Source organism: Paraburkholderia sp. RL17-373-BIF-A (assembly GCF_046030175.1).
Classification (GTDB): Bacteria; Pseudomonadota; Gammaproteobacteria; order Burkholderiales; family Burkholderiaceae; genus Paraburkholderia.
Window position 1 is genome coordinate 60,684 of record NZ_JARESO010000027.1, and the last position, 13,286, is coordinate 73,969.

Annotated in this window: 11 protein-coding genes; 9 read left to right on the forward strand and 2 right to left on the reverse strand. The window is 63.1% G+C overall.

Going from position 1 to position 13,286, the window contains the following annotated elements; all coding sequences use genetic code 11:
* Positions 1–5 precede the first annotated feature (5 nt).
* The 9 genes from P0D80_RS28895 (at position 6) to P0D80_RS28935 (ending at position 11,221) form a co-directional block, all read left to right on the forward strand.
* Positions 6–977 (forward strand): dipeptidase, encoded by a 972-nt coding sequence (locus tag P0D80_RS28895; protein ID WP_408288610.1) that lies wholly within the window; start codon positions 6–8, stop codon positions 975–977.
* A 52-nt stretch (positions 978–1,029) separates the two neighbouring features.
* Positions 1,030–1,566, forward strand: coding sequence for a DUF5943 domain-containing protein (locus P0D80_RS28900; RefSeq protein WP_408288613.1), 537 nt, complete (start codon positions 1,030–1,032; stop codon positions 1,564–1,566).
* A gap of 48 nt (positions 1,567–1,614) precedes the next feature.
* A complete protein-coding gene (locus P0D80_RS28905; protein WP_408288616.1) occupies positions 1,615–3,678 on the forward strand; it encodes an oxidoreductase in 2,064 nt (687 codons plus the stop codon).
* 2 nt (positions 3,679–3,680) lie between these two features.
* Positions 3,681–5,594, forward strand: coding sequence for a (Fe-S)-binding protein (locus tag P0D80_RS28910; RefSeq protein ID WP_408288619.1), 1,914 nt, complete (start codon positions 3,681–3,683; stop codon positions 5,592–5,594).
* Between the two features lie 4 nt (positions 5,595–5,598).
* Positions 5,599–6,771, forward strand: a complete 1,173-nt coding sequence (locus P0D80_RS28915) for an electron transfer flavoprotein subunit alpha/FixB family protein (protein WP_408288623.1) — start codon at positions 5,599–5,601, stop codon at positions 6,769–6,771.
* Positions 6,768–7,544 carry an electron transfer flavoprotein subunit beta/FixA family protein gene (locus tag P0D80_RS28920; protein WP_408179160.1) on the forward strand — a complete coding sequence of 259 codons (777 nt, stop codon included), beginning with the start codon at positions 6,768–6,770 and terminating at the stop codon, positions 7,542–7,544. The genes P0D80_RS28915 and P0D80_RS28920 overlap by 4 nt, the downstream gene beginning before the upstream one ends.
* Before the next feature lie 73 nt (positions 7,545–7,617).
* The gene (locus tag P0D80_RS28925) at positions 7,618–8,931 is read left to right on the forward strand and encodes an aromatic ring-hydroxylating oxygenase subunit alpha (protein WP_408288627.1); all 1,314 of its coding nucleotides are present in this window, start codon (positions 7,618–7,620) and stop codon (positions 8,929–8,931) included.
* Positions 8,932–8,964: 33 nt separating this feature from the next.
* Positions 8,965–10,224 (forward strand): FAD-binding oxidoreductase, encoded by a 1,260-nt coding sequence (locus tag P0D80_RS28930; RefSeq protein ID WP_408288630.1) that lies wholly within the window; start codon positions 8,965–8,967, stop codon positions 10,222–10,224.
* A gap of 139 nt (positions 10,225–10,363) precedes the next feature.
* Complete coding sequence (locus P0D80_RS28935; protein ID WP_408288633.1) at positions 10,364–11,221, forward strand: glycine betaine ABC transporter substrate-binding protein; 858 nt, start codon at positions 10,364–10,366, stop codon at positions 11,219–11,221.
* A gap of 83 nt (positions 11,222–11,304) precedes the next feature.
* Here P0D80_RS28935 and purU read toward each other — a convergent pair whose 3' ends face one another.
* Positions 11,305–12,180 carry a formyltetrahydrofolate deformylase gene (purU, locus tag P0D80_RS28940; RefSeq protein ID WP_408288637.1) on the reverse strand — a complete coding sequence of 292 codons (876 nt, stop codon included), beginning with the start codon at positions 12,178–12,180 and terminating at the stop codon, positions 11,305–11,307.
* A 138-nt stretch (positions 12,181–12,318) separates the two neighbouring features.
* Positions 12,319–13,233 carry a choline sulfate utilization transcriptional regulator gene (locus P0D80_RS28945; protein ID WP_408288640.1) on the reverse strand — a complete coding sequence of 305 codons (915 nt, stop codon included), beginning with the start codon at positions 13,231–13,233 and terminating at the stop codon, positions 12,319–12,321.
* Between the last annotated feature and the right edge of the window lie 53 nt (positions 13,234–13,286).

Below are 13,286 nucleotides of genomic sequence, written 5' to 3' on the forward strand. Positions count from 1 at the left end.
AAACGATGAGCACTTTGCACGACAACAGCATCATCATCGACGGTCTGAACATTTCGAAGTTCGAGCGCTCCGTGTTCGAGGACATGCGCAAGGGCGGTGTGACCGCGGTGAACTGCACGGTCTCGGTGTGGGAGAGCTTCCAGAAGACCGTCGACAACATCGCCGAGATGAAGCAGCAGATCCGCGAGTACGGCGAGATCCTCACGCTCGTGCGCACCACGGACGACATCTTCCGCGCGAAGAAAGAGAACAAGACGGGCATCATTTTCGGCTTCCAGAACGCGCATGCTTTCGAGGACAACCTCGGCTATATCGAAGCGTTCAAGGACCTCGGCGTGAACGTGGTGCAGCTTTGCTACAACACGCAGAACCTGGTGGGCACGGGTTGCTATGAACGCGACGGCGGTCTGTCGGGCTATGGCCGCGAAGTGATCCAGGAGATGAACCGCGCCGGCATCATGGTCGATCTCTCGCATGTGGGCGGCAAGACTTCCTCTGAAGCGATTGCGGCGTCGAACAAGCCGGTGTGCTACTCGCATTGCTGCCCGTCGGGTCTGAAAGAGCATCCGCGCAACAAGAGCGACGAGCAACTGAAAGAGATTGCGGACGCAGGCGGATTCGTCGGCGTGACGATGTTCGCGCCGTTCCTCAAGCGCGGTCCGGACGCGACCGTCGAGGACTATATCGAAGCGATCGAATACGTGGTGAATCTGATCGGCGAAGACCAGGTCGGCATCGGCACCGATTTCACGCAAGGCTATAGCACCGAGTTCTTCGACTGGATCACGCACGACAAAGGCCGCTATCGCCAGTTGACGAACTTCGGCAAGGTGGTGAATCCGGAAGGCATCCGCACGATCGGCGAGTTTCCGAACCTGACGGCCGCGATGGAACGCGCGGGCTGGAGCGAGACACGCATCAAGAAGATCATGGGTGAAAACTGGGTACGGGTGTTTGGGGAAGTGTGGAAGGTGTGACCTTGCATCGCTAATGAAATCTCACTCGTACACATAAAAACGGAGCCTCCACATGCAACCCCAACTGCCTATCGACGTCGATGCGAACACCGGCGTCTGGACCACCGACGCGCTGCCAATGCTATACGTGCCGCGTCACTTCTTCACGAACAACCACACCGCCGTGGAAGAAGCACTCGGCCTCGATACGTATGCCGATATTCTCTACAAAGCCGGCTACAAGTCCGCGTATTTCTGGTGCGACAAGGAAGCGAAGCAGCACGGCATTGCGGGCATGGCCGTATTCGAGCATTACCTGAAGCGTCTGTCGCAACGCGGCTGGGGCATCTTCACGATCACCGAAGCCGATCCGTCGAGTTCGCACGCGCGCATCGAGTTGCATCATTCGTCGTTCGTGCTGGCGCAGCCGGGCAAGGTCGGCAAGCTCTGCTATATGTTCGCCGGCTGGTTCGCGGGCGCGATGGACTGGGTCAACGACACCGCGCCGGACGCCTCGCGCAAGGGGCTGCCGTCCCATTCGAGAGAAGCGCAATGCGCGGCTGAGCACCACGACCACTGCGTGTTCGAAGTGTCGCCGCGCGCTTCCTGACCGCGCACGACACAGCGCAAAAAGTACTCCATTCCGAGGTCGATCGCGATGCGTTACCCGAACCTTTTCAAGCCTCTCACGCTGAACAAGCTGACCTTGCGCAACCGCATCGTCAGCACCGCGCACGCGGAGGTCTATGCGGAACCAGGCGGTCTGCCCGGCGACCGCTATATCCGTTACTACGAGGAGAAGGCCAAGGGCGGCGTCGGCCTCGCGGTGTGCGGCGGCTCGAGCCCGGTGTCGATCGACAGCCCGCAAGGCTGGTGGAAATCGGTGAACCTCTCGACCGACAAGATCATCGATCCGCTCGCGCGGCTCGCCGAAGCGATGCACACGCATGGCGCGAAAATCATGATTCAGGCCACGCACATGGGACGCCGCTCGGCGTTTCATGGCGAGCATTGGCCGCATCTGATGTCGCCGTCGGGCGTACGTGAGCCGGTGCATCGCGGCAATGCGAAGATCATCGAGGTCGAGGAAATCCGCCGCATCATCAGCGATTTCGCAGCGGCTGCGAAGCGCGTGAAAGATGCGGGCATGGACGGCGTGGAAATCTCGGCGGCGCACCAGCATCTGATCGATCAGTTCTGGAGCCCGCGCACCAACTTCCGTACCGATGAATGGGGCGGTTCGCTCGAAAACCGTCTGCGTTTCGGCACCGAAGTGTTGAAGGCCGTGCGTGAAGCAGTGGGTGCGGATTTCTGCATCGGCTTGCGGATGTGCGGCGACGAGTTCCACGAAGACGGGCTCGACCACGAACAACTGAAGGAAATCGCTCAGGCCATGAGCGAAACCGGCCTGATCGATTACCTCGGCGTGATCGGCTCCGGCGCGGACACGCATAACACGCTGGCCAACTGCATGCCGCCCATGGCGCTGCCGCCCGAGCCTTTCGTGCATCTCGCAGCGGGCATCAAGTCGGTGGTGAAGCTGCCCGTCATGCACGCGCAAAGCATTCGCGACGCGGGCCAGGCCGAGCGGCTGCTGGCCAGCGGCATGGTCGATCTGGTCGGCATGACGCGCGCGCAGATCGCCGATCCGCATATGGTCATCAAGATCCGCGACGGCCGCGAGGACGAAATCAAGCAGTGCGTCGGCGCGAATTATTGCATCGACCGCCAGTACAACGGGCTCGACGTGCTCTGTGTACAGAACGCCGCGACCTCGCGCGAAGAAACAATGCCGCACGTGATCGCCAAGACGCGCGGGCCGAAGCGCAAGGTGGTCGTGGTCGGCGCGGGTCCGGCGGGACTCGAAGCGGCGCGTGTGGCGAAGTCGCGCGGTCATGACGTGGTGTTGTTCGAGAAGAACGACTACGTCGGCGGCCAGATCATGCTGGCCGCGAAAGCGCCGCAACGCGAACAGATGGCGGGCATCGTGCGCTGGTTCGACATGGAGACGAAGCGCCTCGGCGTGGACCGGCGCCTCGGTGTCGCCGCCGACGAGCAAACCATCATGGCCGAGAAGCCGGACATCGTCGTGCTCGCCACGGGCGGTTCGTCGTTCACGTCGCAAGTGGCGGCGTGGGGCGTCGACGAAGGCCTCGCCGTGAGTTCGTGGGATGTGCTCTCGGGCAAGGTCGAACCGGGCAAGAACGTGCTGGTGTACGACGGCGTCAGCACGCATGCCGGCGCGGGCGTGGCCGATTTCATGTCGAGCCGCGGCTCGAACGTCGAGATCGTGACGCCGGACGTGAAGGTCGCCGACGACGTAGGCGGGACCACGTTCCCGATTTTCTACCGGCGGCTCTACGCGCAAGGCGTGATCCACACGCCGAACTACTGGCTCGACAAGGTCTACGAGGAGGACGGCAAGAAGATCGCCGTGATCCGCAACGAGTACACCGAGGAGCAGGAAGAGCGCGCGGTCGATCAGGTGGTGATCGAGAACGGCAGCACGCCGAACGACGAGTTGTACTGGAAGCTCAAGCCGGAGTCCGTGAATCGCGGTCAGGTGGACGTGCACAAGCTGTTCGCCTCCGAGCCGCAACCATCTTTGGGCGAAGAGCTCGGCAATGGACGCTTCCTGCTGTTCCGTGTCGGCGACTGCATTTCCATGCACAACATTCACGGCGCGATCTACGACGCGCTGCGCCTTTGCAAGGATTTCTGACGATGAGCCCCGTGTTTGTCATCACCGTCCTGCTGTGGTTGTCGGTAGCAGGTCTGGCGTTCGCGCTCGTCAAACGTGCCGCGTGTTGGCGCGAAGGCCGCGCCACGGCGGCGGGCGCATACGGCTGGGCCAATTTGCTGACGATTCCCAAGCGCTACTTCGTCGATCTGCATCATGTGGTGGCGCGCGATCCGTACATTGCCAAAACGCACGTGGCGACCGCGGGCGGCGCGATTCTCGCGATGGCGCTGGTGTTCGTCAACTACGGTCTGGCGATTTACTCGCCGTGGCTCGACAAGCTGATCTTTCTCGCCGCGCTCGTGATGCTGGTCGGCGCGGTGTTCGTCTGGCGCCGCCGTCACGGCGCGAAAGCGGTGCCGGCCCGGCTCTCGCGCGGACCTTGGGATCATTTGCCGCTGTTGCTTGGATCGTTCGCACTCGGCCTCGTGCTCTTTATCGCGCTGCCTGCCGGCGCGATGTCCGGCGCGCTGGCGATCATCGTCGCGCTGCTGATCGCGGCGGGCGCGTTTGCGATGACGTTCGGCGCGGCGCGCGGCGGTCCGATGAAGCATGCGCTCGCCGGTTTGCTGCACCTCGCGTTTCATCCGCGCCAGGAGCGTTTCGCCGAGCGCAATGACACCGACGTGGTGCCGCCTACCGCATTGAAAGCGCCGCTGCTCGACGCGAAAGAATACGGTGTAGGCAAGCCGGTCGAGTTCCGCTGGAACCAGTTGCTCAGTTTCGATGCGTGCGTGCAGTGCGGCAAGTGCGAAGCGGCGTGTCCCGCGTTCGCCGCCGGTCAGCCGCTCAATCCGAAGAAGCTGATTCAGGATCTGGTCACGGGCATGGTGGGCGGCACGGATGCGGAATACGCGGGCAGTCCCACGCCAGGCATTCCAGTCGGCAAGCATGCTGGCGCGCCGGGCAAGCCCCTGATTTCCAGTCTGATCGAAGCGGACACGCTGTGGTCCTGCACGACCTGCCGCGCATGCGTGCAGGAGTGCCCGATGCTGATCGAGCACGTGGACGCGATCGTGGATATGCGCCGCAATCAGACGCTGGTGGAAGGCAGCGTGCCGGGCAAAGGCCCGATCACGCTCGCGAATCTGCGCGAGACGGGCAGCTCGAACGGCTACGACATCGGCGCGCGTTACGACTGGGCCGTTGATCTGCAGGTGCAGGTCGCGCAGCCGGGGCGTCCGGTGGATGTGCTGCTGATCGCAGGCGAAGGCGCGTTCGACATGCGCTATCAGCGCACGCTGCGCGCTTTGGTCAAAGTACTGAATCGCGCCGGTATCGACTATGCGGTGCTGGGCGGCGTGGAAACGGATACCGGCGACACGGCCCGCCGCCTCGGTGACGAAGCGACTTTCCAGCAACTCGCGCAGAAGCTGATCGGCACGCTTTCGCAGTACTCGTTCCGCAAGATCGTCACCGCCGATCCGCACGTGCTGCATAGCCTGCGCAACGAGTATCGCGCGCTCGGCGGCTTCTATGAAGTGCAGCATCACACGGCGCTGATCGAGCAACTGGTCGCGAGCGGCAAGCTGACGCCGCGCGCGGTGGCCGCCTTCGCGGATCGCAAGATCACGTATCACGACCCGTGCTATCTGGGCCGCTATAACGGTGAAACGGAAGCGCCGCGCCGTTTGCTGAAGACCATCGGCATCAAGGTCGTGGAGATGGAGCGCAACGGTATGCGCGGACGCTGCTGCGGCGGTGGCGGTGGTGCGCCTCTAACCGACATTCCGGGCAAGCGGCGTATTCCGGATATCCGTATCGACGACGCGAAAACCGTCGGCGCGGAGATCGTCGCGGTGGGCTGTCCGAATTGCACGGCGATGCTCGAAGGCGTGGTCGGGCCGCGTCCGGAAGTGCTGGACGTCGCCGAACTGGTTGCAGCGGCGCTGGAGTAACGCGATGAACACTCTCAAACGAATCGATCCGCGCCGTCCGTTCACGATCACGGCAGACGGACTCAAACGCATCACGCTCGGCGTGACGGGCGTAACTGGTTCACTGGAATTTGCCACGCACGGCGGCGCCTCGCATCGTGAACAGGCCAAACCGCGCCGGAGCACAGCTGTGCCGCAGCGCGTGATACTCGTGGCCGCGCATGCCGACCGTGGCGCATTGGACGATCACGCACGTCAAACTCTGGCTGGCGCTGCTTTGATCGCCGATTCGGCAACCGAAGTCGTGCTGCTGGTATTCGGCGAGTTCAGCGGCGACGCCGCCGCGCTCGGCGCCGACAAGCTGATCGAATTGGCGATGTTCGATCGCCGTAACTTTGCGCCGCTAGACGAACTGAACGCGCTGGCTGCGTGCGTCGCGGCGTATGCGCCAGTCCATATTTTCCTGCCCGATAGCGCGACCGGCGACGGCGATCTCGGCCGGCGTTATGCCGCTGCCGCGAATGCCAGCGTCGCGACGCATGTCGTCGAGATCGATGCAGCGCATGTGGCGGCCTATGTTCAGGCGAATACAGCGTTCGCCGCGCGCAAACTGCCCGAGGTGGTGCTGCTAGCGCCCAACGCGGTCGATCCGAAATTGCCGTTCGTCGGTGCGGGTGAACGGGTCATATGGCGCTTCGACGGAGAGCCCGCCTCGCAGCAAGGCGTGGTGCGCGATCTCGGCATCGAGGAAATCGACGCCGCGCAACTCGCGCTCGAAGAGGCGGATTTCATCGTGTCAGCCGGCAACGGCGTGAGCGACGTGCCCGCGTTCGAGCGTCTCGCGGCTACGCTGGGCGCGGCGATCGGCGCGAGCCGCGTCGCCGTGGACGACGGCAAGTTCACTCGCGACAAGCAGATCGGCGCGACCGGCAAGACCGTCGAAGCGAGTGTGTATATCGCGTTCGGCATTTCCGGCGCGGTGCAGCATCTGCAAGGCATCAAGGATTGCCGGCATGTGATCGCGGTGAATCTGGACGCCAGCGCGCCGATCGCCAAGCGCGCGAATCTCACGCTGATCGCGGACGCGCAGGAAACCATCGCGGCGCTCAACGAAGCGGCGTCCGCGGCGCGCACGGCGCGCGGAACCGGTGCGGCGCTGCTCAATTCAAAGGCTGTCGTCGAAGGAGCGCTCGCATGAAGATCGCCATCCTCGTTTCCGTGGGCCGTCATCCGGTGAGCGGCACTGCGCGCTACAGCCGCAACGACGCCGCCGCGCTAACCCTGGCGCTCTCGCTCGCCAGAACGCACAACGCGACGCTCGACGTGCTGCACGCGGGCGATCCGTCCAATCCCGCATTGAAAGAATATCTGGCGCTCGGCGCACGTTCGGTCGAAGTGCTCGAGATCGCCGCAACACCCGAATTGCAAGCCGACGCAACCGCGCCGCTGGCTGCGCGTCTGCGTGGCTACGACCTCGTTCTGACCGGCACGTGTGCCGAAGGCGCGTTCGACAGCGGCATGCTGCCGTATCGCGTCGCCAATGCGCTGGAGATGCCGTTGGTCGGCGCCGCCGTTGACATCGCGCTGCGCGACGGCTGCGCGGAAGTCCGCCAGTTCATGCCGAAGGGTTTGCGCCGTCGCGTGGAAGTGCGGCTGCCCGCGCTGATTGCCGTGCATCCGCTGGCCAACGCCGCACCGACCTACGCGTATGCGCGCTTGCGCGAAGGCTCGATTCGCCCGGTCGCCACGCAGGCCGCCGCCAACCCCGACGACCTCGCCTGGACCCTGCGCCCGGCGGGCGCGAAACCGGTGCGCCTCGCCGCTGCCGAAAAGCGCTCCGGCCACGCCCGCATGCTCTCGGCGACGACGACTGAAAGCCGCGGCGGCAGCGTCGTAATTGAAGGAAGTTCTGTCGAAAAAGCACAAGTGATTCTGGCGTATTTGCGCGAGCATCAACTCGTGGATTACTGATTTCCGGTTCGGGCCAGCATGCGACCAGGAGGGCCTGGCGCGGCGCCAGACGTGACATGCAACGGAGCACACAATGAAAGTTTCGGCAGACGTTCGCGCAATGATCGAACGCCGCAAGAAGAATTACACGCTGGAAGCGCCGTTCTATACGAGCGAGGATATTTTCGCGCTCGACATGGACGCGATCTTCCGTCAGCACTGGATTCAGGTCGCGGTGGAACCGGACGTGCCGGAGCCGGGCGATTACATCACGGTGGAAATCGGCAACGATTCGATTCTGATCGTGCGCGACGACGACATGCAGGTGAGGGCGTTTCACAACGTCTGCCGCCATCGCGGCGCGCGCCTGTGCAATACCGACAAAGGCTCGCTCGGCAATATCGTCTGCCCGTATCACAGCTGGACGTACAACCTGAACGGCGATCTGATGTTCGCCGAGCACATGGGCGATCAGTTCGACCGCTGCAAACATAGCCTGAAGGCCGTGCACGTCGAGAATCTGGCGGGCCTGATTTTCATTTGCCTCGCCGACAATCCGCCGACCGACTTCGGCGTGATGCGTGCCGCAATGGAACCGTACCTGCTGCCGCACGATCTGGCCGGCTGCAAGATCGCGGCCTCGATCGACATTATCGAAGACGGCAACTGGAAGCTCACGATGGAGAACAATCGCGAGTGCTATCACTGCGTCGCAAACCATCCCGAGCTGACCATTTCGCTCTACGAATACGGTTTCGGCTATCAGCGCTCGCCGGCCAACGAAGAAGGCATGGCCGCCTTCGAAGAGACGGTGGCTCGCCGTACCGCGCAATGGGAAGCGATGAAGCTGCCCTCGGCGGAAATCGAACGGCTGGCCGATCTGGTCACGGGTTTCCGCACGCAACGCCTGCCGCTCGATCGCGATGGTGAATCGCAGACGCTCGACGCGAAAGTGGCGTCGAAAAAACTGCTCGGCGGCTTCGAGCAGGCCGATCTCGGCGGCCTGTCGTTCTGGACGCAGCCGAATTCGTGGCATCACTTCATGAGCGATCACATCGTCAGCTTTTCGGTGATTCCGCTCTCGGCGGGCAAGACGCTGGTGCGCACCAAGTGGCTCGTGCACAAGGACGCGCGCGAAGGCATCGATTACGACGTGAATAACCTCACCGCCGTGTGGCGCGCGACCAACGATCAGGATCGCGCCCTCGTCGAATACTCGCAACGCGGCGCGACGAGCAGCGCGTACGAGCCGGGTCCGTATTCGCCGTTCACGGAAGGGCTCGTCGAAAAGTTCTGCGAGTGGTACATCGCGCGCATGGCGGATTACAGCAATGCACCCCAAACCCATGAGGCAGGCGATACCGCGCCGGCTTCGCACGGCGAAAAAGTCGTGTCCTTCATGCGCTGAGCGCGACACCGCAACCAGGAGTCGGAGAAAACAATGATGCGCGATCAGGCGACGTTTCAGCTCAGCCCCGAGCCGGCTCCGGTCCACGCTGCGAGCCGCGTCACGCAGCCGCGGTTCTGGGAGACGTTGCCGCCACGCTGGAATAGCGATACCGACGATACACTGGTGTGCTGCCAGGTTCGTCAGGAAACGCACGACGTGAAGAGCTTTTTCTTTCGCGCGCCGTCCGGGCGGGCGTTCGTGTTCGAGCCGGGGCAGTTCATTACGCTGGAGTTGGAGATCGACGGCGAATCGATCAACCGGTGCTATACGATTTCTTCGCCGCCCACGCGTCCTCACACGATCTCGATCACGGTGAAGCGTGTACCGGGCGGCAAGGTCTCCAATTGGCTGCACGACAATCTGCACGCGGGCGCCGAAGTTCGCGTGCTCGGGCCGTCGGGCGAATTCACCTGCGCACGGCATCCGGCGCGCAAGTTTCTGTTTCTATCGGCCGGCTCGGGTATCACGCCGCTGATGTCGATGAGCCGCGCGCATCATGAACTCGGTGAAGACAGCGACATCGTGTTCGTGCACAGCGCCCGTACGCCGGACGACATCATCTTCGCGCGCGAGCTCGATCTGATCGCGTCGAATCAGGCCCATTTCCGCACCGCGTTTGTGTGCGAACGGCTCGGTGCGCGCACGAATTGGTCAGGTGTCACCGGTTTTCTGACCTTGCCGCTGCTCAAGCTCATCGCGCCGGATTATCTGGAGCGGGAGATTTTCACCTGCGGCCCCGCGCCGTACATGCAAGCCGTGCGCAATCTGCTGGCCGAGGGCGGGTTCGATCGCAGCCACTATCACGAGGAAAGTTTTTCCTTCGAGACGGTCAGCGAAGTGGCCGCGCAATTGACCACCGTGCATGTCGCGGATGCATTGCAAGGCGCGCTCACGCCGGTGACTGCCGACAGCTTTATCGAGACGCGCGAAGAGGCGTCGGGGTTCACGCCCGCGTCCGCACCGGCGCCCGTGTCTGTCGAAACGGAAACGCGCTTCAAGGTGAGTTTCGCCAGGAGCAACCGCGAGATCGAATGCGGCAGCGCCCAACACGTGCTCGACGCGGCGAAGAAAGCGGGCGTGCGGCTACCCGCATCGTGTACGCAGGGGATGTGCGGCACTTGCAAGGTGAAGCTGGTGTCGGGTGAAGTCGCGATGAAACACGCCGGCGGCATTCGTCAGCGTGAGATCGATCAGGGCATGGTGCTGCTGTGCTGCAGCAAGCCGTTGAGCGATCTCGTCGTGGATAAGTAAGACGAGAAGGATGCTGTGTCCAGTGGCCACGAAGTCGCGTGGGGACAACTGGATGTCGGAAAACAACGCTACCCGGCAATTCTGGCTGGCGATTCTAAATGCTCATTGGGTTGTTTTGACGGCAAACGGGAGAGCGGCGATGAGACTGATCAGAAAGATATTCGTGTTGAGCGCCTTGAGCGCGGCGCTGGCGGCAAGCAGCGTGAGCGTGTCGGCCGATAGCAAGCCGACCATCAAGATCGGTTACGTGGAAGGCTGGGACGACAGCGTCGCGACCTCGAACGTGGCTGCCCGTGTGATCGAGAAGCGCCTCGGCTATCAGGTCACACTCGTGCCGGTCGCGGCCGGTGTGATGTGGCAGGGCGTGGCGCGCGGCGACCTCGATGCGACGCTGTCGGCGTGGCTGCCGGTCACGCACGGCGCGTACTGGAACAACTTCAAGGACAAGGTGGTCGACCTCGGTCCGAACTTCAACGACGCGAAGATCGGGCTGATCGTGCCGGATAACGTCGACGTGAAGAGCCTGGGCGATCTGCAAGCGAAGAAGTCGGAGTTCGGTTCGCGCATCGTCGGTATCGACGCCGGCGCGGGCGTGATGCAAAAGACCAGCGAGGCGATCAAGGCCTACGGTCTCGACTACACGCTGATGCCGAGCTCGGGCAGCGCGATGACCGCCGAACTGGCGCGTTCGGAAGCGGCGAGCAAGCCGATCATCGTGACGGGCTGGAAGCCGCACTGGATGTTCGCGAAGTACAAGCTCAAATTCCTCGACGATCCGAAGAAGGTGTTCGGCGAAGCGGAGCACGTGGATAGCGTCGTGAATCCTGAACTCGAGAAGAAGGCGCCGCCGGTGGTCGCGTTCCTCAAGAAGTTTCAATGGAAACCCGGCGAAATCGACAGCGTGATGCTGGCGACGCAAAACGGCGAAACGCCGACCGCCGCCGCCGATGCGTGGATCAGCGCGCATAGCGATCGGGTGGATAGCTGGGTGAAGTGATTGTGCCGTTCGTGTGAACGCGTTGCCGCTTTGATGAAACGGCAACGTCTAAAGGAAACGCCGCTTTTTAGCGGCGTTTTCGTTTATTGCAGTACGACGGTCCGATCCCCGTTGATAAACACCCTTCGCTCGATAAACGCCTTGACCGCCCGCGCGAGCGTAATGCATTCGACGTCGCGCCCGGTGGCAAGCAAGCGCTCCGGGCTATACGAATGATCGACGCGCTCCACCACCTGTTCGATGATCGGACCTTCGTCGAGATCGTCGGTGACGAAGTGCGCGGTGGCGCCGATCAGTTTGACGCCCCGTGTATGTGCCTGATGATACGGCTTGGCGCCCTTGAAGCCGGGCAGAAACGAATGGTGGATATTGATCGCGCGCGCCGCGAGCGCACGGCTCGTTTCGCCGGACAGAATCTGCATATAGCGCGCGAGAATCATCAGCTCGGCACCCGACGTCTCGAACAGATCGAGCAGGCGCGCTTCCTGTTGCGGCTTTGTGTCCGCGGTGATGGGCAGATGGTGGAAAGGCAGTCCGTGTTGCTGCGCCAGCGGTTCGAGATCGCGATGATTCGAGCCGATGCCGACGATGTCCATTTTCAGCTCGCCCATGCGCCAGCGGAACAGCAGGTCGGCGAGACAGTGCTCGAGCTTCGACACCATGATCAGCACCTTCGGCCGTGTGCCGACGTCGTGCATCGCCCACGTCATGCGGAAACGCTCGGCGATCGGCTCGAATTCGTGCTTGAGCGCCGTGACTTGCAGCGTCTCGCTGCTGTCGACGCCATGAAACACGCAGCGCACGAAGAAGCGCTCGCTGAGGTCGTCGTCGAAAACGGTCAGTTCGTCGATATAGCAATGATGCCGGTCGAGAAAGCCGACGACGGCGGCAACCTGGCCAGCCGCGCTCGGACAGGCGACGGTGAGAACCAGCTGATCAGGACGGGAATCGGCGGGCATGCGCACTCCACTTGAACGATAGGACGATGCCGCGGGGCGCGGCATGCATCTTCGCAGTAGAGCAAATCAGGCGGGCGCGCGGATAGAAGCTAACCGCCGTCGCGCTGGAACGGGAGCGTCAGGCTGGCGCGCAGGCGTTCATTCGGCGTCGAGCCCGCATTCGCCGAGCAGCCAATGGCGAAAGGCGCCGACCACGGGTGTCGCCGCGCGCTGCGTGACGAGCAGATAGCCGCGCTCGGTGACGACCGGCGGGTCGAACAGTTCGACCAGTTGCCCGGTGGCAAGCAGTTCGTCGATCAATGGCGCCCAGCCCAGTGCGACGCCCTGACCCATGATCGCCGCATGGGCCACGAGCGCAAAACTGTTGAACGTGATGCCGCGATGCGCGGCGGGCGCATCCAGTTCGTGCGCGGCAAACCAGTCGGCCCACGACAGCCAGCGCGCCGGCTGGGTCGGCTCGAGATGCAGCAGCGGCAGGTTCAGCAGATCGGACGGCGTGCGCAACGACGGATGCGCCGCGAGAAAGGCGGGGCTGCACACCGGCGTGACGCGCTCGGGAAACAGCTTGACCACGCCGCGCGCGGTCCAGTCCGCGTGTTCGTCGCCGAACGCAATGGCGATATCCGCCTTATCGTGCGAAGGATCGAACACGTTCTGCGAGGTGATGATCTTCACGTCGACGTCCGGCATCAGCGCCTTGAACTGCGATAGACGCGGCATCAGCCAATAGGTGGCAAAGCCGAAGTCGGTGGAGAGCGTGAGCGTTTGCGGCGTGCGCCGCGCGCGGATTTCACTGGTGGCGAGGCGAATCGTATCCAGCGCGTGGCGCACCGCTTCGAAGAGCCGCTCGCCGTCTTCCGTGAGCGTGACGCCGCGATGGCCGCGCTCGAAGAGCGGTGCGCCCAGCGCTTCCTCGAGTTGCACGACGCGTTGACTCACCGCGGGCTGCGTCGAACCCAGCTCGCGCGCGGCCGCCGTGAAGCTGGCCAGACGCGCGGCGGATTCGAACACCGTCAACGCCTGCATCGGCGGCAAGCGATCCTGTCTCGACATAACACCCTCTTATAGGCACATAACGAATTGCCGTCTTCACAGCGGCGAATTGG

Excerpts from the sequence above, each read along its gene's own strand:
- P0D80_RS28895 (WP_408288610.1), top strand. The coding sequence starts at position 6 with ATGAGCACTTTGCACGACAACAGCATCATCATCGACGGTCTGAACATT.
- P0D80_RS28900 (WP_408288613.1), top strand. The coding sequence starts at position 1,030 with ATGCAACCCCAACTGCCTATCGACGTCGATGCGAACACCGGCGTCTGG.
- P0D80_RS28905 (WP_408288616.1), top strand. The coding sequence starts at position 1,615 with ATGCGTTACCCGAACCTTTTCAAGCCTCTCACGCTGAACAAGCTGACC.
- P0D80_RS28910 (WP_408288619.1), top strand. The coding sequence starts at position 3,681 with ATGAGCCCCGTGTTTGTCATCACCGTCCTGCTGTGGTTGTCGGTAGCA.
- P0D80_RS28915 (WP_408288623.1), top strand. The coding sequence starts at position 5,599 with ATGAACACTCTCAAACGAATCGATCCGCGCCGTCCGTTCACGATCACG.
- P0D80_RS28920 (WP_408179160.1), top strand. The coding sequence starts at position 6,768 with ATGAAGATCGCCATCCTCGTTTCCGTGGGCCGTCATCCGGTGAGCGGC.
- P0D80_RS28925 (WP_408288627.1), top strand. The coding sequence starts at position 7,618 with ATGAAAGTTTCGGCAGACGTTCGCGCAATGATCGAACGCCGCAAGAAG.
- P0D80_RS28930 (WP_408288630.1), top strand. The coding sequence starts at position 8,965 with ATGATGCGCGATCAGGCGACGTTTCAGCTCAGCCCCGAGCCGGCTCCG.
- P0D80_RS28935 (WP_408288633.1), top strand. The coding sequence starts at position 10,364 with ATGAGACTGATCAGAAAGATATTCGTGTTGAGCGCCTTGAGCGCGGCG.
- purU (WP_408288637.1), bottom strand. The coding sequence starts at position 12,180 with ATGCCCGCCGATTCCCGTCCTGATCAGCTGGTTCTCACCGTCGCCTGT.
- P0D80_RS28945 (WP_408288640.1), bottom strand. The coding sequence starts at position 13,233 with ATGTCGAGACAGGATCGCTTGCCGCCGATGCAGGCGTTGACGGTGTTC.